At 74.6% G+C, this 18,085-nt stretch carries 19 protein-coding genes and 1 riboswitch; of the genes, 11 read left to right on the forward strand and 8 right to left on the reverse strand.

Going from position 1 to position 18,085, the window contains the following annotated elements:
• Window positions 1-131: 131 nt before the first annotated feature.
• Window positions 132-1,298 (reverse strand): sensor histidine kinase, encoded by a 1,167-nt coding sequence (locus AB0C21_RS39135; protein WP_500211201.1) that lies wholly within the window; start codon window positions 1,296-1,298, stop codon window positions 132-134.
• Window positions 1,299-1,433: 135 nt separating this feature from the next.
• Here AB0C21_RS39135 and AB0C21_RS39140 point away from each other — a divergent pair, with 135 nt between their 5' ends.
• Complete coding sequence (locus tag AB0C21_RS39140; RefSeq protein ID WP_500211203.1) at window positions 1,434-2,486, forward strand: hypothetical protein; 1,053 nt, start codon at window positions 1,434-1,436, stop codon at window positions 2,484-2,486.
• An 18-nt stretch (window positions 2,487-2,504) separates the two neighbouring features.
• Here AB0C21_RS39140 and tsaA read toward each other — a convergent pair whose 3' ends face one another.
• Window positions 2,505-2,909, reverse strand: a complete 405-nt coding sequence (gene tsaA, locus AB0C21_RS39145) for a tRNA (N6-threonylcarbamoyladenosine(37)-N6)-methyltransferase TrmO (protein WP_149258551.1) — start codon at window positions 2,907-2,909, stop codon at window positions 2,505-2,507.
• A 90-nt stretch (window positions 2,910-2,999) separates the two neighbouring features.
• A riboswitch (TPP riboswitch) is annotated at window positions 3,000-3,113 on the forward strand.
• On the opposite strand from tsaA, the gene thiC reads away from it, so the two are divergent.
• Both thiC and AB0C21_RS39155 read left to right on the forward strand, forming a co-directional pair.
• Window positions 3,109-4,872 (forward strand): phosphomethylpyrimidine synthase ThiC, encoded by a 1,764-nt coding sequence (gene thiC, locus AB0C21_RS39150; protein ID WP_500211204.1) that lies wholly within the window; start codon window positions 3,109-3,111, stop codon window positions 4,870-4,872. Its footprint overlaps the riboswitch before it by 5 nt.
• A gap of 203 nt (window positions 4,873-5,075) precedes the next feature.
• Window positions 5,076-5,657, forward strand: a complete 582-nt coding sequence (locus AB0C21_RS39155; protein ID WP_500211206.1) for a TetR/AcrR family transcriptional regulator — start codon at window positions 5,076-5,078, stop codon at window positions 5,655-5,657.
• A 19-nt stretch (window positions 5,658-5,676) separates the two neighbouring features.
• Here AB0C21_RS39155 and AB0C21_RS39160 read toward each other — a convergent pair whose 3' ends face one another.
• Together AB0C21_RS39160 and AB0C21_RS39165 are read right to left on the reverse strand one after the other, a co-directional pair.
• Window positions 5,677-6,513, reverse strand: coding sequence for a metallophosphoesterase family protein (locus AB0C21_RS39160; RefSeq protein ID WP_500211207.1), 837 nt, complete (start codon window positions 6,511-6,513; stop codon window positions 5,677-5,679).
• A gap of 26 nt (window positions 6,514-6,539) precedes the next feature.
• Window positions 6,540-7,106, reverse strand: coding sequence for a helix-turn-helix domain-containing protein (locus tag AB0C21_RS39165; RefSeq protein WP_500211209.1), 567 nt, complete (start codon window positions 7,104-7,106; stop codon window positions 6,540-6,542).
• Window positions 7,107-7,186: 80 nt separating this feature from the next.
• On the opposite strand from AB0C21_RS39165, the gene AB0C21_RS39170 reads away from it, so the two are divergent.
• Window positions 7,187-8,632, forward strand: a complete 1,446-nt coding sequence (locus tag AB0C21_RS39170; RefSeq protein WP_500211211.1) for an alpha/beta hydrolase family protein — start codon at window positions 7,187-7,189, stop codon at window positions 8,630-8,632.
• A 61-nt stretch (window positions 8,633-8,693) separates the two neighbouring features.
• Here the strand turns inward: AB0C21_RS39170 and AB0C21_RS39175 are convergent, their stop codons facing one another.
• Together AB0C21_RS39175 and AB0C21_RS39180 are read right to left on the reverse strand one after the other, a co-directional pair.
• Window positions 8,694-9,197, reverse strand: a complete 504-nt coding sequence (locus tag AB0C21_RS39175) for an anthrone oxygenase family protein (RefSeq protein ID WP_500211213.1) — start codon at window positions 9,195-9,197, stop codon at window positions 8,694-8,696.
• 18 nt (window positions 9,198-9,215) lie between these two features.
• Window positions 9,216-10,064 (reverse strand): NAD(P)H-binding protein, encoded by an 849-nt coding sequence (locus AB0C21_RS39180; RefSeq protein WP_500211215.1) that lies wholly within the window; start codon window positions 10,062-10,064, stop codon window positions 9,216-9,218.
• An 82-nt stretch (window positions 10,065-10,146) separates the two neighbouring features.
• On the opposite strand from AB0C21_RS39180, the gene AB0C21_RS39185 reads away from it, so the two are divergent.
• Window positions 10,147-11,088 (forward strand): AraC family transcriptional regulator, encoded by a 942-nt coding sequence (locus AB0C21_RS39185; RefSeq protein WP_500211216.1) that lies wholly within the window; start codon window positions 10,147-10,149, stop codon window positions 11,086-11,088.
• A gap of 9 nt (window positions 11,089-11,097) precedes the next feature.
• Here the strand turns inward: AB0C21_RS39185 and AB0C21_RS39190 are convergent, their stop codons facing one another.
• Together AB0C21_RS39190 and AB0C21_RS39195 are read right to left on the reverse strand one after the other, a co-directional pair.
• Window positions 11,098-12,222 carry a PfkB family carbohydrate kinase gene (locus AB0C21_RS39190; protein WP_500211218.1) on the reverse strand — a complete coding sequence of 375 codons (1,125 nt, stop codon included), beginning with the start codon at window positions 12,220-12,222 and terminating at the stop codon, window positions 11,098-11,100.
• Between the two features lie 67 nt (window positions 12,223-12,289).
• The gene (locus tag AB0C21_RS39195; RefSeq protein WP_500211219.1) at window positions 12,290-13,621 is read right to left on the reverse strand and encodes a hypothetical protein; all 1,332 of its coding nucleotides are present in this window, start codon (window positions 13,619-13,621) and stop codon (window positions 12,290-12,292) included.
• A gap of 207 nt (window positions 13,622-13,828) precedes the next feature.
• On the opposite strand from AB0C21_RS39195, the gene AB0C21_RS39200 reads away from it, so the two are divergent.
• The 6 genes from AB0C21_RS39200 to AB0C21_RS39225 all read left to right on the forward strand — a co-directional run bounded on the left by AB0C21_RS39200 (window position 13,829) and on the right by AB0C21_RS39225 (window position 18,047).
• On the forward strand, window positions 13,829-14,560 hold the full coding sequence (locus AB0C21_RS39200; protein WP_500211221.1) for a GntR family transcriptional regulator: 732 nt from the start codon (window positions 13,829-13,831) through the stop codon (window positions 14,558-14,560).
• 101 nt (window positions 14,561-14,661) lie between these two features.
• Entirely contained in the window at window positions 14,662-16,095 is a 1,434-nt protein-coding gene (ulaA, locus tag AB0C21_RS39205; RefSeq protein WP_500211223.1) for a PTS ascorbate transporter subunit IIC, read from the forward strand.
• Between the two features lie 79 nt (window positions 16,096-16,174).
• Window positions 16,175-16,477: a PTS sugar transporter subunit IIB gene (locus AB0C21_RS39210; RefSeq protein WP_500211225.1), complete on the forward strand. Its 303-nt coding sequence runs from the start codon at window positions 16,175-16,177 to the stop codon at window positions 16,475-16,477.
• Window positions 16,474-16,956 (forward strand): PTS sugar transporter subunit IIA, encoded by a 483-nt coding sequence (locus AB0C21_RS39215; RefSeq protein ID WP_500211226.1) that lies wholly within the window; start codon window positions 16,474-16,476, stop codon window positions 16,954-16,956. The genes AB0C21_RS39210 and AB0C21_RS39215 overlap by 4 nt, the downstream gene beginning before the upstream one ends.
• On the forward strand, window positions 16,949-17,692 hold the full coding sequence (locus AB0C21_RS39220; RefSeq protein WP_500211228.1) for a sugar isomerase domain-containing protein: 744 nt from the start codon (window positions 16,949-16,951) through the stop codon (window positions 17,690-17,692). Before AB0C21_RS39215 ends, AB0C21_RS39220 begins: the two co-directional genes overlap by 8 nt.
• A gap of 97 nt (window positions 17,693-17,789) precedes the next feature.
• The gene (locus tag AB0C21_RS39225; protein ID WP_149258564.1) at window positions 17,790-18,047 is read left to right on the forward strand and encodes an EF-hand domain-containing protein; all 258 of its coding nucleotides are present in this window, start codon (window positions 17,790-17,792) and stop codon (window positions 18,045-18,047) included.
• The last annotated feature ends 38 nt before the right edge of the window (window positions 18,048-18,085 follow it).

The following is an 18,085-nucleotide window of genomic DNA, read 5'->3' on the forward strand; positions in this document are numbered from 1 at the left end:
CCGTTCGCCTCCCCTGGTCCCCTTGATCCTGACCCTATCCGTAAGGGGTGGAAAGCCCCCCGGCGGCGTCCGGGTCGGAGTCGGGAGGGTCCCGGCGAACGTGCGCTACCGGATTCCCGCCGGGGCTCGCGTCACGCCCGGTGCGGCGCCGCGGCGTCCGCGAGCGGCAGGACGGCCGTCACGACGAACCCTCCGGACTCGCCCGGACCCGCGTCCAATGTCCCGCCCACGCTGCGCGCCCTCTCGATCATGCCGAGGATCCCGAAGCCCTCGGGCGGGGCGCCGGACGGGCCTCTGCCGTCGTCCGCGACCCGGACGACGAGCCCCGCGCCGTCCCGCTCCAGGCTCACCGTCGCGCGTTTCGCGGCGGCGTGCTTGACAACGTTGGTCAGGGCCTCCTGGACGATCCGGTACGCCGCGACGCCCGTCTCCGGCGGCAGCGTCCCGACGTCCCCGTCCCGGAGGTCGACGTCGACGCCGCCGCCGCGCGCCGCGCGCACGAGGTCGCCGATGCCGTGCGGGCCCGGCAGCGTCCCGGGGGCGCCGACGTCCGTGCCGCGCAGGACCTGGAGGGTGCCGCGCAGCTCGGTCCTGGCGTCCCGGCAGGTCGAGGCGATGGACGCGAGCGCGTCGGCCAGCTCGTCCCGGTCGAGGGGCCGGTCCCCGCGCACGAGGTGGGCCGCGGCGCCGGCCTGGACGCCGATGAGGGTGATGCTGTGCGCGAGGAGGTCGTGCAGGTCGCGGGCGATCCGCAGGCGCTCCTCGGCGACCCGCCGCCGCGCCTCCTCCTCCCGCGTCCGCTCGGCGCGCTCGGCCCGCTCGGTGATCGTCGCGAGCCGCGCGCGGTGCACCCGCCGCACCTGGACGGCGATCACGACCGACACCACGGCCTCGATGACCGCGATCTGCTCGCGCAGCGAGCCGCCGCCCGCCCGCATCGCCATGCCGATCACGCACACGGCGAGCAGGGACGCCGCGACGCCGAGCACGACCCGCACCCTGCGTCCGAGCACCGCGTAGGCGAACAGGGCGACCACCTCGGCCGGCACCAGCGCGTGGTGCTGGTACTGGGCGAGGTGGTAGGGCAGCACCAGGACCACCAGCGCCGCCAGGCCCGAGGCCGGCCGGCGCCGGATCACCGCGAGCGGCACGTGCGCCGCCACCAGCAGGAGCGCGCCCGGCGCGTCCAGCTCCCGGACGCCCGGCCACAGCACCGCCGCCGCGGTCGCGGCCACCGCCAGCACCGCCGCCGCCAGAGCGTCCTTCACCGTCGCGTCGACCCGGGGCACCGTCAGCACGCGATCATTCTCCCCCACGTGCGCGCGACCCGCGCAGCGGTCCTCGCCCGCGCGGACGATCTTTCGCGCCGGGCCCCGTGCGGCGCCGCGGGGCCGCCCTATAGTTCTGCAAACCCCGTCACGAAGGGCCGACAGTTGTCCGTCCCCCCGCCCGCCGTCCCCCCGCCCGGACTCCGGATCACGCTCGGCGCGCGAGCGTACCGCCGGCCGCTCGGCGTCCTGCTCGCCGCGCTCGCGGGCGGCGCCGCCGCCCTGCCGGCGGCCCGCTCCGGCCTCGGGGCCTGGGAGCCGGAGAGTGCCCGCGGGGCCCTGCTGCTGTGCGGCGGCGGCTGCCTTCTGGCCGCCCTCGCCGCCGTCCTCTGGGCCGTCCGCCTCCACCTGACCCGCCTCGTCGTCACCGTCGACGCGGAGGGTGTGGTTCTCCGCCGCGGCGGGCGGGAGGCGCGCGTCCCGGCCGGAGCGGTGGACGCGGTGGGGATCAGGTGGCCGGTGGGCGACCCCGTGTGGACGCTCTGGCTAGACCCGGAGCGGGCGCCGGGCGTCGAGGCCGTCGCCCGGGTGGACGGGAAGGCGGTCGCCCTGCTCAGGGACCGGACGCTCCCCTCCGGCTGGCTCCAGGCCGTGCGGACCGCGACCGCCGAGACCCTCGGCGCGGCCTGGCGCGTCGTCGACGACGAGGGCGAGGAGGTCCCGCCGCCCGCGGCCGGCGCCCTGTCCCGTGCCCCGCAGATCACCGTGGACGGGAGGGGCCGGTACCGCGACCGGGACGGCGGCGCGGTCCTCGCCGTGGCCTGCCGGCGGCGCGGCCGGAGGACCGTCGTGCTGCGCGACCCCCACGCCGCCGCGCTGCTGGTGGTCCGGGGCCCCTCCCGGTTGCCGGGCCGCGACCGCGTGCGCGTCCTCGACCCCGCCGGGCGCACCCTCGGGTTCCTGCGCGGCCCGCGCGAGCCGTCCTTCCACACCGCCGGCGGGATCCTCCTCGGCAGCACGCGCGAGACCGGCGGCGGCCTCGTCGTCACCGGCATCGACGGCCGGCGCTCGGCCGCGCTGGACACCGGCGGCGGCGAGGGCGACGGAGACACGGGCGACGGAGACGAGGTCCGGCTGGAGCGGTCGCCGTCCGCCCCGGACCCGCTCCGCACCCTGGCCCTCGCGCTGCCGGTCGCGTTCCGCTCGGGCCGCCGCTAGCCGGGCGGCCGGAGCCGGTCAGATGACGGGCTTGACGTCCAGGATGGGCGTCCCGTCCACGGCCTCCATGTCGCGGACGCGCAGCCGCCGCCCGCTCACCTGGAGGATCTCGACCGGATGCAGGCCGACCGGATTCGGCCGGTCCGGCGAGCGGGTCGCGAACACGCCGGTCTCGGGGTTGGCCGGGTCGTTGCGCGGCCGCGTCCGCAGGACCTCGCGCGACGCCTGGTGCAGCCAGGTGAGCACGATGATCCGGTCGCCGGGGCGGAGCCCGTCGAGGGCGGCGCGGTAGGCCGGTTCGAAGACCAGCCAGGCCTCGGGGGCGCCTTCGGTGCCCTGCTTCGGCGCCGCCGCGCGGTCGGTGAGCGGCGAGGAGACGTGCCCGACCGGTGTGAGCGTGACTTCCCTGTCGACGTGGGACATGCCGTGATCTTCCCAGAGGCTCCGCGCGGGCGCGTTCTACCCCGCGGACGGCGGTTGCGGCAACGGGGGCGGCGCGGGTTAACGTCGGGGACGACAGATCGCGGGGGTCCGGCGAACCGGGCTGAGATAGCGGCTGGGACGGCCGCTGACCGCATGAACCTGACCGGGTAATGCCGGCGTAGGGAGAGATCGAGTCGTCATGACCGAACCTGTGGTTCCAGCTGCCCGCAAGACCTACCTCCAGGGCTCGCGCCCGGAGCTCCGGGTCCCGATGCGGGAGGTGGCGCTGACCAACGGCGACGTCGTCGTCCTGTACGACACGTCCGGGCCGTACACCGACCCCGACCAGCGGACCGACGTGCGCCGCGGGCTGCCGCCGCTGCGGGAGGCCTGGATCGCCGAGCGCGGCGACACCGCCCCGTACGAGGGGCGGGCGGCGCGCCCCGAGGACGACGGACGCCGGCCGTCGTCCACCGCCTTCCCCGGGGGCGCGGGAGGCCTCCCGCAGGCCGACGGCGAGGGCTCCCTGCCCCGGCGGCCGCGGCGCGGCACCGGCGGCGCGGTGACCCAGCGGGCCTACGCGCGGCGCGGGGAGATCACGCCGGAGATGGAGTTCGCCGCGCTGCGCGAGGGCGTGGCCCCGGAGGCCGTCCGGGACGCGCTGGCGGCCGGGCGAGCGGTGCTGCCCGCCAACGTCAACCATCCCGAGATCGAGCCGATGGTCATCGGACGCGACTTCCTGGTCAAGGTCAACGCGAACATCGGCAACTCGGCGGTCGCGTCCTCGATCGAGGACGAGGTCGAGAAGATGACGTGGGCCACCCGCTGGGGCGCCGACACGATCATGGACTTGTCGACGGGGCGGGACATCCACACCACGCGCGAGTGGATCCTGCGCAACTCCCCCGTGCCGGTCGGGACCGTGCCGCTGTACCAGGCGGTGGAGAAGGTCGGCGGCGACCCGGCGGAGCTCACCTACGAGGTGTTCCGCGACACCGTGATCGAGCAGGCGGAGCAGGGCGTGGACTACATGACCGTCCACGCCGGGGTGCTGCTGTCGTACGTCCCGCTGACGGCGCGGCGCAAGACGGGGATCGTGTCCCGGGGCGGGTCGATCATGGCGGCCTGGTGCCTGGCGCACCACGAGGAGAACTTCCTCTACACCCACTTCGAGGAGCTGTGCGAGATCTTCGCCGCCTACGACGTGACCTGGTCGCTCGGGGACGGCCTGCGCCCGGGCTCCATCGCGGACGCCAACGACGAGGCCCAGTTCGCCGAGCTGCGCACCCAGGGCGAGCTGACGCGGATCGCCGCGCGGTTCGGCACCCAGGTGATGAACGAGGGCCCCGGGCACGTCCCCATGCACAAGATCAAGGAGAACGTGGACCTGCAGCAGGAGTGGTGCGACGGGGCGCCGTTCTACACCCTCGGGCCGCTGACCACCGACATCGCGCCCGGCTACGACCACATCACCTCCGCGATCGGCGCCGCGATGATCGGCTGGCACGGCACCGCGATGCTCTGCTACGTCACGCCGAAGGAGCACCTCGGGCTGCCGGACCGCGACGACGTCAAGGCCGGCGTGATCGCCTACAAGATCGCCGCGCACGCCGCCGACCTCGCCAAGGGCCACCCGGGCGCGCGTGCGTGGGACGACGCGCTGTCGGAGGCGCGGTTCGACTTCCGCTGGGAGGACCAGTTCGAGCTGTCCCTCGACCCCGGCACCGCGCGGGCCTTCCATGACGCGACGCTCCCGGCGGCGCCGGCGAAGACCGCGCACTTCTGCTCGATGTGCGGCCCGCACTTCTGCTCCATGAAGATCACGCGGGACGTGCGGCGGTACGCGGCCGAGCGGGGCCTGGGCGACGAGGAGGCCCTCGCCGCCGGGATGCGGGAGAAGGCCGAGGAGTTCAAGGCCTCCGGCGGCCGCCTGCACCTCCCGGTCTCGCCCGCCGGGAGCTGACCGGCCGGAGGGCCGGAGGGGCGCCGCCCGGGGCGCCGACGGGCCCGCCGCGCACCGTGCGCGGCGGGCCCTGGCAGGTCAGGGCGCATCCCGGCGCGGGGGCGGGGAGGCGGCGCGGCTAGGATCGAAGGACCGTTCCAAAGCCGCGGATCCCTCCGAAAGCCGCAGGCCCGCTCCACCCGCCGGAAGGATCGACAACCCAGGTGACCAGCGACGACACGCCGAAGGCGCGTGCGGTGCGCGCGGACGTGCGGCGCAACCGCGCGCGGCTGCTCGCCGCGGCGCGGGAGACCTTCCAGAGCCGGGGCGCGGGCGCCTCCCTGGAGGGCGTCGCGCGGCTCGCGGGCGTCGGCATCGGAACGCTCTACCGCCACTTCCCCACCCGGCAGGACCTCCTGGAGGCCCTGCTCGCCGACGTCTACGACGGGCTGGCGGCCGCCGCGCGCGGACTGCTGGACTCCCCCTCCCCCGGCGAGGCGCTGCTGACCTGGCTGCGGACGTTCGTCTCGGAGGTCACGGCGTTCCCGGGGATGGCCGCCTCGGCGGTGGTGTCGCTGCGCGACCCCCGGCTGGAGAACTCGGGCTCGCGCACGGCGATGTTCGAGGCGGGCGAGGCGCTGCTCGCCCGCGCGCAGCGCGCCGGGGACGCGCCCGCGGACGCCGCGTTCGGCGACGTGCTGGGGCTCGCGGGCGCGATCGCGACGGTCGCCGAGCGGGACCCCGGCGCCGCCGGCCGGATGCTGTCGCTCGCCGCCGCCGGAGTGGTGCCGGGCGGCGCGCGCTAGGACCGGCCGGTCGCGGCGGTCAGGACGTCTCGGGATCGGGCAGGACCCGGCGGGGACCGCGCGGGGCGTCGGCCCGCCGCCGCCACTCGCGCGGGTAGCCGACCGACACCTCGATGTGCGGGACGCCGTCGGTCCAGATCGTCCGGGGGATGTGCAGGTGCCCGTACACGACGGACACCGCCCCGTACCGGCTGTGCCAGTCCGCGGTCCGCTCGGTGCCGCACCACTGGGCGAACTCGGGGTACCACAGGACGCGGGTGGGTTCGCGGACGAGCGGCCAGTGGTTGACCAGGACGGTCCTCGTCCCCGGTTCCAGGGCGGACAGGCGCTGCTCGGTGTAGTCGATCCTGGCGTCGCACCAGGCGTCCCGGCCGGGATGCGGATCGGGGTGCAGGTAGACCTCGTCGGTGCACACGACGCCCGCCTCGTGCGCGGCCTTGAGGGCCTCCTCCTTGGTGGACGTCCCGTCCGGCCGGAACGTGTAGTCGTAGAGGATGAACAGCGGCGCGACGGTGACGGCGCCGTCAGGTCCGTCCCAGACGGGGTAGGGGTCCTCTGGGGTCAGGACGCCGAGGCCGCGGCACATGTCGACGAGCCGGCGGTAGCGGGCCTCGCCGCGCAGCTGCACGGGGTCGCCCTTGACGGTCCACAGCTCGTGGTTGCCGGGGACCCAGAGCACGGCGGCGAAGCGTCCGGCGAGGGTGCGGAGCGTCCACTCGACGTCGGCGAAGCGCTCGCCGACGTCGCCCGCCACGATCAGCCAGTCGTCCTCGGACGCGGGCCGCAGCCCCTCGACGAACGCGCGGTTCTCCGGGAACCCCACGTGCAGGTCGCTGATCGCGTAGACGCCGCCCATCCAGCGATCGTAAGCCCCGCCGCGCCTCAGTCGCCGTCGGCGGGGAGGGTGAACAGGCGGATGTGGACGGGGCGGGCGCCCGGCGGCGCGTCCTCCCGGCCGTGCGCGTGCTCGTGCAGCAGGCGGATGTAGGCCTCGAAGAACTCGGCCAGGCCCTCCTCTGTCATGTGGGCGAACCCCCGCGACATCCGCGCCCAGGCCTGGTCCCGCTCGTAGGCGGCGGGGAGCCCGGCGAACAGCTCCATGTCCTCGGCGTGGCCGACCCGCATCAGCTCGGCCAGCACCGGCCGGTCCTCGGGCGGGAGGGAGCCGGGGTGGGGCGCGCGGACGTCGCGGAGCCCCTCGGTCCGGCGCCACCAGCGCTCCCGGCCGCCCGAACGCTCCGGGATCTCCTCGATGAACCCGTGCTTCTCCAGCTGGCGCAGGTGGTAGCTGGTCGTGCCGGTGTTGGCGCCGAGCGCCTCGCCGATCGTCGTGGACGTCGCCGGGCCGTGCACCCGCAGCCGGTGCAGGATCCGGCGCCGCAGCGGGTGGCTCAGCGCCTTCATGCGCCCCGGGTCGTCCAGGACGACGGGCTCCTCCTCGTCCTTCATGGGGAGAAGCCTAGTACCGCAGACGTATATTTGCAGAGAACTCTTTGCAGAGCTTTCTCTGTAGTTCTAGGGTCGCCGCCATGAGAACCGCGATGACCCTCCTCCTGGCGCTGCTGCTCGGCGCCTTCTGGGCCGCACCCGCCCGGGCCGGCGCCGGCGGCGGCCCGGGCCGGATCCCCGCACCGCCCGGCCTGACCTCGACGGACGTGGCCTTCACGGGCGCGGGCGGGCTGACCCTGCACGGCACGGTCCTCGCCCCGGCGGTGAAGGGGCCGCCCCGTCCCGGCGTCGTGCTCGTCACCGGGTCCGGCGCCGGGGTGCCGCGCGAGCACCTGCTCACCGAGGCGACGGAGTTCGCGCGGCGCGGCCTCGCCGTGCTGATCTACGACAAGAGGTCGGCGGGGTACACCGCACTGCGCCGCGACTACTCCGAGCTCGCCGAGGACGCGCTCGGCGGGCTGCGGGCCCTGCGCGCCCGCCCCGGCGTCGACCACCGGAAGGTCGGCCTGTGGGGCCTCAGCGAGGGCGGCTGGGTCGCGCCGCTCGCCGCGTCCCGCTCGGCCGAGGCGGCCTTCGTGATCGTCGTCGGCGGCAACGCCATGACGCCGATCCGCCAGCAGACCTGGAACGAGGTCTCCGACCTGCGCAGGGTCGGCGTCTCGGGTTCGCTGATCGACCGCGGCAAGCCGGCGCTGGCCCGGCTCGCCGGCGACGTCGGCCTGTTCGCCGAGGCCTACTTCGACGCGCCCGCCGTGCTGGCGCGCGTGCGGCAGCCCCTGCTCGGCGTCTGGGGCGAGCACGACCTGCAGACCCCGCCCGAGGACAATCCGCCGCTGTTCGCGAAGGCCCTGAGGCGGGGCGGCAACGACCGCTACACCTTCCGGTTCTTCGCCGGAGCCGACCACGCCGCGCACCTGACCCCGGACGGCGGAACCACCCGCGGCCCCGAGCTCGCACCCGGCTACGCCGACCTCGTCGGCGCCTGGGTGCGCGACGTCACGAGCGGCAAGCCGCCCGCGGCCGACGCGGCGACGCCGCCTGGTGGGACGGCGACGCCGCCCCACCAGGCGCACGCAAGCACCGAGGTGGCTCCGCTGGCGTGGTGGGAGTCGCGGTGGGTGCACCTGGCGGCGGCCGTGCTCTTCCTCGTGGGCTTCCTCGCCTACCCGCTGGCCGCGCTCGTGCGCAGGCTGCGCGGGCGGAGGGCGCGTCCGGTGAGCCGCTGGGCCCGCCTGCTCGCCGGGGCCGGACTCGTCGCCGCCTTCGGTCCGGTCGTCTACCTCCTCTCCCTCGTCGCGGGCAGCGATCCGAGCCCCGGTCCCGTCCTCGGCGGCAGGCCGCTGCCGTGGCTGGTCCTCCAGGGGCTCGCCGCGGCGACGGTCGTGGCGGCGGCCGGAACGGCGCTGGCGTGGCGCCGGACGGGAGCGGCCGTCCCCCGCGGCGAGCGCGTGCGGCTCGGGCTGCTGCTGGCCGCCGGCGCGGTCTTCGTCCCGTGGGGCGTCCACTGGGGCGTGCTGCTCCCGTGAGCGCGGCTCGGGGCCCGTGCTCCGGGAAGGGAGCACGGGCCCTCGGCGCCGCCGGCCCGGGTCAGCCGTCCTTGCCCCAGACGTAGACGGCCAGGCTCATCGCGAGGAGGCTCGCCCAGCTGAACACGGCCCGGACGGTGTTCCACGCCGTCCAGCGGCCGGAGTAGTCCGACCAGATCCTCGCCGCCTCGGACGCGTCCTTCGGGATCGTGACGCCGTCCAGGTCGTTGTTCATCGGGATGTTCACCGCGAAGCTCGGAAGAAGCGCGCCCGCGAAGTACAGTCCGGCCGCGGCGAAGAAGAGCAGGGCCGCCGACTTCTGGTCCATGGTGAGCAGCAGCACTCCCGCCGCCCCTGCCAGGACGGGCACCAGGAGGAACATCCCCACGAAGACCGGGTTCTGGATCCGCTGGTTGATGCCCTGCATGGCGTCGATGGCCGACGCGGGGCGGGCCGCGCTCAGACCGGGCATCACCCCGGTGGAGAAGCCGAAGAACGTTCCGGCCATCCCGACCGCCATGATGATGGAAAGGGTCGCGGAGACGCCCGCGAGAGACGATTTCATGATGGTCCGGTCCTCGGGTCAGTGGTTCCAGATGCCGCTGGCGGCGGTGTCGCGGGCGTACTCGGAGAAGTCCCGCGGCTTGCGGCCGAGGGCCCGCTCGACGCCGTCGGCGGGCCGGGCGTTGCGGCCGTCCAGCACGGTGGTGAACAGGTAGGTCAGGAGGGCGATGACGTCCTCGGGCACGCCGTGCTCCCGGAGGGCCGCCGCGTGGTCGTCCGCGCCGACGGGGACGAAGGCGATCCCGCGTCCGGCGGCGCGGCCGATCTCGGCGACCGCCTCGGCGAACGTGAGCGCCCGCGGGCCGGTCACCTCGTAGACCTCGCCGGCGTGCCCGTCCCGGGTGAGCGCCTCGACGGCCACGTCCGCGATGTCGTCGGCGTCCACGAACGGCTCGGGCACGTCGCCCGCCGGGAGGACCACCTCGCCCGCCCGCACGGGGTCGAGCAGGTAGTCCTCGCTGAAGTTCTGCGCGAACCAGCTCGACCGCACGACCGTCCACCGCAGGCCCGACGCCGCCACGATCCGCTCGCACTCCCGCGCCTCGGGCTCGCCACGCCCCGACAGCAGGACCACGCGCCGCACGCCCGCGTCCGCCGCCGCGGCGGTGAACGCGCGGACGGCGCCGGGGGCTCCGGGCACGGCCAGGTCGGGGTAGTAGGAGAGGTAGACGTTCTCGACGTTCCGCAGGACGGGCGCCCAGGTCGACTCGTCCTCCCAGTCGAAGGGCGGCGAGGCCGACCGCGAGCCCATCCGGACCGGGACGTCCCGCGCCTCCAGCCGCTCGACGACGCGGCGGCCGGTCTTGCCGGTCCCGCCGAGGACGAGGGTGAGGCCGCTTTCGATGATGTCCGCTGCGCTGTTCGTCATGCCTTCGAGTCAACCGCCGGGCGGTTCCGGCCACCATCGTCGAGACGCTCGCCCCCATACGCGAGCGTCTACGCTGGCCCCCATGGACGCCCTGGCCGAACTCCTCGACGGTCCGCGCGCGCGGGGAGCGTTCATGCTGCGCTCCACCCTCGCCCGGCCCTGGTCGCTCCGGATCCAGGACGAGGCGCCCCTGACCCTTCTCTCCATGGTCAGGGACGAGGCGTGGCTGATCCCCGACGAGGGCGAACCGCAGCGCGTCGGCCCCGGCGACATGGCCGTCTTCCGCGGCCCGGACCCCTACACCGTCAGCGACGACCCCGCGACCGCGCCGCAGGTCGTCATCCATCCCGGGCAGCGCTGCACCACCCCGGACGGGACGAGCCTGTCGGAGGCGATGGACCTCGGCGTCCGCGCCTGGGGCAACGACCCCGGCGGCTCGGCGGTCATGCTGATCGGCACCTACCAGATGCGCGGCGCCGTCACCCAGCGGCTGCTGGCCGCGCTGCCCCCGGTGGCGGTCGTCCGCGGCGACACCTGGAAGTCGCCGCTCGTCGCCGTGCTGCAGGAGGAGATCGGCAAGGACGAGCCCGGCCAGGACGTCGTCCTCGACCGGCTCCTCGACCTGCTGCTCATCGCGACGCTGCGCGCCTGGTTCTCCCGCCCGGACTCGGCCGCGCCCGGCTGGTACCGCGCCCACGGCGACCCGGTCGTCGGTCCCGCGCTCCGGCTCCTGCACGACGACCTGGCGCACCCGTGGACGGTCGCGGACCTCGCGGCCGGGGCCGGGGCGTCCCGCGCGGCGCTCGCGCAGCGGTTCGCGAAGCTGGTCGGCGAGCCGCCCATGGTCTACCTCACCGGCGTCCGCCTCGCGCAGGCCGCCGACCTCCTGCGCGAGACGGACGCGACGCTGGAGGCGGTGGCCCGCCGGGTCGGCTACGGGACCGCGTTCGCGCTGAGCACGGCGTTCAAGCGCGAGCACGGCGTCAGCCCGCAGGAGTACCGCGCCGGGGCGGCGGCCGGCTGACCCGCCGGCTCACCCCTCCCGGCGCAGCGTCGGCTCGGCGCGGACGACGGTGTCGTCGGCGGCCTCGGGGATGAACGGGATCACGAACGCGTAGTCGGCGAGGACCGACTCGGGCACCTCGCCCGACTCGCCGAAGGCGGCGATCTCGCCCCAGCAGGGCGAGCCGAGGGAGCCGCTGCGGTGCCGGACCGACAGCCCCGCGCACAGGTTGGCGAACCGCAGCCGCTCGGGCAGCGCGAGCCCGGCGAGGGTCGCGAACACGAAGCCCGCGGCGAACACGTCGCCCGCGCCGGTCGGGTCGAGCGCCCGCACCGGCAGCGCCCGCGTCTCGGCCCGCTCCCCCGCCGCCGAGTCGATGGCGATCGCGCCGTCGCCGCCGCACTTGACCACGACGAGCGGCACCCGCTCGGCGAGCGCCTCGGCGGCCTCGGCCGGCGAGCGGGTGCGGGTGTAGGACATCGCCTCGGCGGCGTTCGGCAGGAAGGCGTCCACGTGCGCGAGGCGGTCGAGGACCTCGGCCGGCCAGGCGCCCGTCTGGTCCCAGCCGAGGTCGCCGAACACCAGCGTGCCGCGCTCGCGCATCCCCGCCGTCCACGACGGGAGCGGGCGGTCGACGTCCACGACGCACGCCCGCGCGGCCGGCGGCGCGCCGAGGCCGTCCGGGCCCGCCTGCGCGGCCGGGACGGGGCGCTCGAACGTCACCATGCTGCGGTCGGAGTCGTAGGCCATCGACACCGTGACCGGCGTCGACCAGCCCGGCACCCGCCGCGACGGCCCGAGGTCGACGCCCTCCTGCTCGGCGAGCGTCCGCCACAGGTAGGCGCCGAACATGTCGTCGCCGAACGGGGCCGCCAGCCCGACCCGCAGGCCGAGCCGGCTCATCGCGACGGCGATGTTGGCGACGCCGCCCGGCGCGGAGCCGAGGCCGTCGGTGACGATCTCGGTGCCGGGCGGCGGCAGCCCGGGCAGCCCCGTGAAGATCATGTCCATGAAGACCTGGCCGGTCAGGAAGACGTCCAGCGCGGGCGCCGGGCCCCGCCCGGCGGTCGGCCGGGCGCCCGCCGCCTCCCGCCCGGCGCAGGGCTCGGCGAGGGACGGCGCGGGCGCCCGGCCGGGCGCGGTCTGCTGAGTCACGAGGCCCCCAAGGACGAGGCTTGGCACGTTCCCACGGACCCTAGACCGCGCCACCGACATCGGGCACCTACTTCGGTACGTACAGGCGGATGTCGTCCACCTGCGCCGATCCCTCGTAGAAGTTCATGTGCGGGTCACCGATCATGAACCGGTCGGGGTAGGCGGACCCGGCCGGCCAGGTGTCGCGGTCGACGAGGGTCCCGCCCGGGCCCGTCCAGGTCCAGTCGGCGTTGAACCGGCCGTCGTACTCGCCCGGCTTCTGGTTGTAGTGCCAGATCGGCTCGCCGTCCTGGACGAACGCGCGCGTGTAGCGGAAGGTCGCCCGGCCGACGTGCGCGAAGACCCCGGACATCTCCATGGTGTAGGCGCCGCCGCGCCGCTCCACCGCGAAGGTGTACGGCTCCTTCGGCAGGAGTTCGGGCCTGAGGTCGACGGTCGAGACGATGGCGCCGCCCTTGCGCAGCCCGCACTCGCTCTCCATCAGGTACTCAGTGCCCGGCATCGTCGGGTAGCGGCGGTCGTCGGTCATGAAGATCGCGTTGACGCCGTTGCCGGTTCCGGCGGAGTACGGCTCGTACTGCCCGGTCGCGGGGTTGCAGTACAGCAGGCCCTTGCCGGTGTACTTGTACCGGTTGTAGCCGTCCATGGCGACCTTGCGGTGGCCGTGGACGAACACGTTGTTGTGCGGCGCCACCTGCCGGTAGTCCATGATCGACATGTAGTAGAAGCCGTTGGAGTCGGTCCGGACGTCGGCCCAGGAGCACTCGGGCCTGGTGTAGTCGCCCCCCGACGCCCACGGGAAGTTGGTCTTGCAGCCCTCGGGCGAGTAGCCGTTGATCCGGCCGTCCGGGTAGTCCCACGACCCGTCGCGCTGGCCGCCGAAGTCGAGGCCGCGCAGGGTCATCTCCACCCGGTACTCGGCGGGCAGGTCGCGGGTCGAGCGGATGACGACGCCCGCCTGGTGGCTCGGCTCCTTCATCCACGCCATGCCCTTGCGGGACGTGAGCGAGGGCGGCGCGTCCGGCCGGCCGTCCCCGTCGGCGTCCCGGGCGGCCAGCTCGGCGGTGAGCCAGCCGCGCTTCCCGAACGCGAACGACTTGCGGTAGGTCTTCATCTTCGCGAGCTGCTCGCGGAACGCCGGACCGCCCACCGTGTCGAAGTAGGCGCCGTCGTTGTCGTACATGTCGACGTTGTACGGACTGGACGGACCGTCGCCGTCCGGCCTCCAGGGCGTCCTCGCATCGTCGATGCGCCGGTCGAACGGCTCGGAGGCGACGAGCCTCCAGCCGTCCCGGGCCCCCGGCCTGTTCTCGCCGGCCCGGGCCGGCGCCGCGCAGAGCGCCGCCGGCATGAGCACGGGCAGGGCGAGCGCCAGTGCGCCGCGCACGAACTTCCTCATCTGGCCGCCTTCCTCGCCGCGCCGGGCGCGGCGTCGCCGTCCTCCGGACCGCCGCCGGAACGGCACCGTCTTGACGATCTTCCGCGACGGTAGTTCGGGCCGTCCGCCCATGACCACGGCAAACATCGACAAAGTGGTATTGACCAGTCGCCATAATGGGACATACCGTGTGCGACGACAGGAACAGGCGGTAAGGAGGTGATACGCATGCCATCCGCCGGTGAGGCCCGGACCGGGAGCACGAAACGGCAGGCGGTCCGGCGCGAGCTGCTCGCGATGCTGGACGGCCTGGACGTCGGCGACGCGCTGCCGTCCGAGCGCCGCCTGGCCGAGGAGCTCGGCGTCTCGCGGCCGACATTGCGCCAGGCCATCGACGGGCTCGTCACCGACGGACTGCTCGAGCGGCGGCACGGGAGCGGGACCTACGTGGCCGAACCCCGGATCGCCGTGTCGCTGACCATGACGTCGTTCACCGAGGACATGATCAGGCGCGGGATGAAGCCGGGCGGGCGGGTGCTGTCGTTCCGCACCGAGGCCGCGGGGGCGCGGATCGGCCGCCGGCTGGCCCTGTCGCCCGACGAAGAGGTATTTACCATTCGCCGCCTGCGGCTGGCCGACGAGGCCACCATGGCCATCGAGACCCTCTACCTGCCGCGGGCGCTGATGCCGGGCCTGCGGCGGCACGACCTGGAGGGGCGGTCGTTCTACGACCTGCTCCGGGGCGGCGGCATCGTGATCGCCTCGGGCACCGAGACCATCGAGCCGACCGTCACCACCGCCGAGGAGGCCGCCGAGCTCGGCGTCCCGGTGCACACGCCGGCGTTCCTGTTCGAGCGGATCACCAGAGACGCGGACGGCCGGCCGCTGGAGTACGTCCGGTCCGTCTACCGCGGCGACCGGTACCGGCTCGAACTGGACCTGCGACCACCGAACCACTGACCGCACGCCCGGGCGCCGCGTCCCGGGCGCACGATCGTCCGTCCGCGCTGACGGGGGCGACAGCGCACCACCCATCCCCCGAGATGTGAGGCGAGTTCACCATGGACGTCATCAAGGACATCCTCACCTTCCTGGCCGACAACGTGTTCGGCCAGGTGCCCATCCTGATCGGGCTCATCACGCTGCTGGGGCTGCTCCTGCAGCGCAAGCGGTTCGAGGACGTCTTCGCCGGGGCGCTGCGCGCCACGATCGGCGTGGTCATCCTGTTCATCGGCGTGGAGGTCTTCACCGGCGGGCTGACGAGCTTCCAGACCGTGCTCGCCAGCGCGATGGGGACCACGCCGCCGAAGGCCGACAACACCCTCGCCGACTTCCTCGCCGACCAGGGCGGGACGATCGCGCTGGTGATCACGGTCGCGTTCCTGGCGCACGTGCTGGTGGTGCGGCTCTTCCCGGCGGCCCGGTACCTGTACCTCACCGGCCACCTGATGTTCTGGATCAGCACGGTGACGGTCGCCTCGCTGGTGACGATCGCGCCCGGCGCCGACCAGCTCACCCTCGTGCTCTGCGGGGCCGGGTTCGTCGCGGCGTACTGGACGCTGCAGCCGCTGTGGATGCGCCCGCTGATGCGCCGCGTCATGCCGGACGACCGGTTCGGGTTCGCGCACACCAGCTCGCTCGCCTGCCTGATCACCGGCTACGCGGCCCGCCCGCTCGGCAGCCGCGAGAAGCACGACACCGAGAAGCTGAAGCTGCCGCGCCAGCTGTCGTTCTTCAAGGACGTCAACGTCAGCACCGCGCTGATCATCACCGTGATCATGCTGGTCGGGGTCGCGTTCGCCGACGACGGCGTGGTGGCCAAGGCCGCGGCCGAGATGGACGACAAGCTGTCGCCGTGGGTGTGGGCGATCCTGGTGGGCCTGCGGTTCGCGGGCGGCATCGCGATCCTGCTGTTCGGCGTGCGGATGTTCCTGGGTGAGATCGTCCCGGCGTTCAAGGGGTTCAGCGACCGCGTCATCCCGGGCACGCGCCCGGCGCTGGACGCGCCCACCGTGTTCCCCGTCGCGCCGACCGCCGTCATGGTCGGGTTCGTCTCGTCGACCGTGGTGTTCCTGGTCTGCCTCGGCGTGTTCGCCGGCGCCGGCTGGTTCACCCTCGCCCCGCCCATGATCATGCTGTTCTTCGTGGGCGGCGCGGCGGCGCTGTTCGGCAACGTGGTGGCGGGCTGGCGCGGCGCCGTCCTCGGCGGCGTCGTCACCGGGCTGGTCCTCGCCGTCGGGCAGGCGGTCACGTGGGGCCTGTACGAGAAGACCGCGCCCGAGCTGGCGACGCTCGCCGACCCCGACTGGTATGCGATCGCCTGGCTGCTGAAGGCCGCGGACCCGGTCGTCGGCGGAAACTCGATCTGGCTCGTCCCCGCCGTCGCGATCGCCGCGATGGTCGCCACCCTGCTGCTCCTCGGCCGCGCCGAGAAGCGCCGTGCGGCGGTGGAGGAGGAGGCGGCGCCCGAGAGCGCTGCCCCCGCCGAGGCATGACGGGCGCCGCGCGGCGGCCGTGCGAACGGGAACGGCCGCCGCGCGGGCCTGACCGACCCTACGAGGAGAGAAGACGGACATGGCACTGGACCGGCAACTGGAGATCCTCGCGGTCTGCGGCGTCGGCATGGGCTCCAGCCTGATGCTCAAGATGACCGCCGAGGACGCGCTGCGCTCGCTCGGCGTGGACGCGCGGGTCGAGAACACCGACGTGTCCACGGCGCGCGGGATGTCGCCCGACGTGGTGATCGGCCAGGGCATGCACACCGGCGAGATCGCCGACCTCGCGCCCGTGGTCATCACCGTCAGCGACTTCCTGGACAAGGAGGGCCTGGCGGCCCGGCTCCGGGAGCGCCTGACCGAGCAGGGCTGGCTCCCGTGACGGCCCGTCCCGAGGGGGCGGCGCCCGGGACCCCGCCGCCGGGACCGGTCGTCGCCGCGGCCGGCGGGGCGGCGGCCCGCGACTGGCGGGAGGCCGTCCGGGCGGCGGCCTCCGGGCTGGTCGCCGCCGGCGCGGCGGGCGAGGGCTACCCGGAGGCGTGCGTCCGCGTGGTGGAGGAGAACGGCCCCTACATCGTGCTGACCAAGGGGCTCGCGCTCGTCCACGCCCGTCCCGAGGAGGGCGGCCTGGCCGTCGGCGTCGGCGTCACCCGGCTGGCGTCCCCGGTCGAGTTCGGCCATCCTGACAACGACCCGGTCGACCTGCTGCTGGCGTTCTGCACCCCCGACCCCGACGCGCACGTCGGCACGCTGTCCGCGCTGGCGCGCGCTCTGTCCGGCGGACTCGCCGAGCGCCTGCGCGCGGCGTCCGGCGAGGACGACCTGGCCGGCATCCTGAAGGAGGCTCTACCGAATGCCTGACGCGGCGTCCTCCGGGGTCCCCGCACGGGTCCGCGCCCTGCTCGACGACCTCGACGCGGTCTCCGGCGCGGCGGCCGGCGAGGCCGCCGCGCTGCTGCTCGGCGCGATCGAGGCCGACGGGATCGTGCACGTCGCCGGCGCCGGGCACTCCCTGGCGATGGTGTGCGAGACCTTCTACCGGGCCGGCGGGCTCGCCGCCGTCCGCCCGATCTGGGACCCCGCGGTGTTCCCGCTCGACGACGCGCTGCGCAGCACCCGCGCCGAACGGCGGGACGGGGTGGGGCGCGCCGTGGTCGAGAAGGCGGCGCCCGCCCCGCCCGACGTGGCGGTGGTGTTCTCCACCAGCGGCCGCAACCCCTATCCGGTGGAGGTCGCGGAGGAGTGCGCGGCGCGGGGCGTGCCGGTCGTCGCGGTGACCTCGGCGCGGGCGTCGCGGGGCGCGGCGGCGCGGACCGACACGACCCTCGCCGACCACGCGGCCATCGTGCTCGACACGTGCGTCCCGCCCGGGGACGTCCTGCATCCGGCGGGCGCGCCGCGCACCGCGGCGGTCTCCACCGTCCTCGCCGCGTACGCGTGGGCGCGGGTGCTGGCCGGCCTCGACGACCTCGCGGCGGCGCGCGGCGTCGACCTGCCGCGCTGGACGAGCGCGAACGTCCCCGGCGGCGACGAGGTGAACGCCGCGCTGCTGGAGCGCTACCGCCACCGCGTCCCCGAGTTGACGGGCGAGGGCTAGCCGGGAACCAGGGGTCTTCCTGCGGCGTTTCGCATATAGCCGGACCTGCCCGCTATGACATGATGCGGGGCTACATCGGACCGGAACGAGGAGCGAGATGACGACGAGACCGACCGGGGACGACCTTCTTGCCGTGTTCACGCGCGCGGACCTCGGCGGCGACGAGAAGCTCGACCTGATGGAGTTCACGCTCGTGCTGGAGGAGCTGGGGCTGTCCTGGACTCGGGCCGAGACGCAGGACAGGTTCGAGAGGGCGGACAGCAATCTCGACGGGTTCATCTCCTATGGCGAGTTCCGCGCCATCCTGGAGTCCCAGGGCTGGGTCGACGGGCCCCTGCCCGGGGCCCGCGCCTGACGGCGAAGCCGAGAAGAGAGAAGCCGAGAAGAGAAGGG

The organism is Spirillospora sp. NPDC049024 (assembly GCF_040649235.1).
Classification (GTDB): domain Bacteria; phylum Actinomycetota; class Actinomycetes; order Streptosporangiales; family Streptosporangiaceae; genus Spirillospora.

Excerpts from the sequence above, each read along its gene's own strand:
- ulaA (WP_500211223.1), top strand. The coding sequence starts at position 14,662 with ATGGACGTCATCAAGGACATCCTCACCTTCCTGGCCGACAACGTGTTC.
- AB0C21_RS39180 (WP_500211215.1), bottom strand. The coding sequence starts at position 10,064 with ATGACGAACAGCGCAGCGGACATCATCGAAAGCGGCCTCACCCTCGTC.
- AB0C21_RS39185 (WP_500211216.1), top strand. The coding sequence starts at position 10,147 with ATGGACGCCCTGGCCGAACTCCTCGACGGTCCGCGCGCGCGGGGAGCG.
- AB0C21_RS39225 (WP_149258564.1), top strand. The coding sequence starts at position 17,790 with ATGACGACGAGACCGACCGGGGACGACCTTCTTGCCGTGTTCACGCGC.
- AB0C21_RS39200 (WP_500211221.1), top strand. The coding sequence starts at position 13,829 with ATGCCATCCGCCGGTGAGGCCCGGACCGGGAGCACGAAACGGCAGGCG.
- AB0C21_RS39160 (WP_500211207.1), bottom strand. The coding sequence starts at position 6,513 with ATGGGCGGCGTCTACGCGATCAGCGACCTGCACGTGGGGTTCCCGGAG.
- thiC (WP_500211204.1), top strand. The coding sequence starts at position 3,109 with ATGACCGAACCTGTGGTTCCAGCTGCCCGCAAGACCTACCTCCAGGGC.
- AB0C21_RS39165 (WP_500211209.1), bottom strand. The coding sequence starts at position 7,106 with ATGAAGGACGAGGAGGAGCCCGTCGTCCTGGACGACCCGGGGCGCATG.
- AB0C21_RS39195 (WP_500211219.1), bottom strand. The coding sequence starts at position 13,621 with ATGAGGAAGTTCGTGCGCGGCGCACTGGCGCTCGCCCTGCCCGTGCTC.
- AB0C21_RS39175 (WP_500211213.1), bottom strand. The coding sequence starts at position 9,197 with ATGAAATCGTCTCTCGCGGGCGTCTCCGCGACCCTTTCCATCATCATG.
- AB0C21_RS39170 (WP_500211211.1), top strand. The coding sequence starts at position 7,187 with ATGAGAACCGCGATGACCCTCCTCCTGGCGCTGCTGCTCGGCGCCTTC.
- tsaA (WP_149258551.1), bottom strand. The coding sequence starts at position 2,909 with ATGTCCCACGTCGACAGGGAAGTCACGCTCACACCGGTCGGGCACGTC.
- AB0C21_RS39210 (WP_500211225.1), top strand. The coding sequence starts at position 16,175 with ATGGCACTGGACCGGCAACTGGAGATCCTCGCGGTCTGCGGCGTCGGC.
- AB0C21_RS39220 (WP_500211228.1), top strand. The coding sequence starts at position 16,949 with ATGCCTGACGCGGCGTCCTCCGGGGTCCCCGCACGGGTCCGCGCCCTG.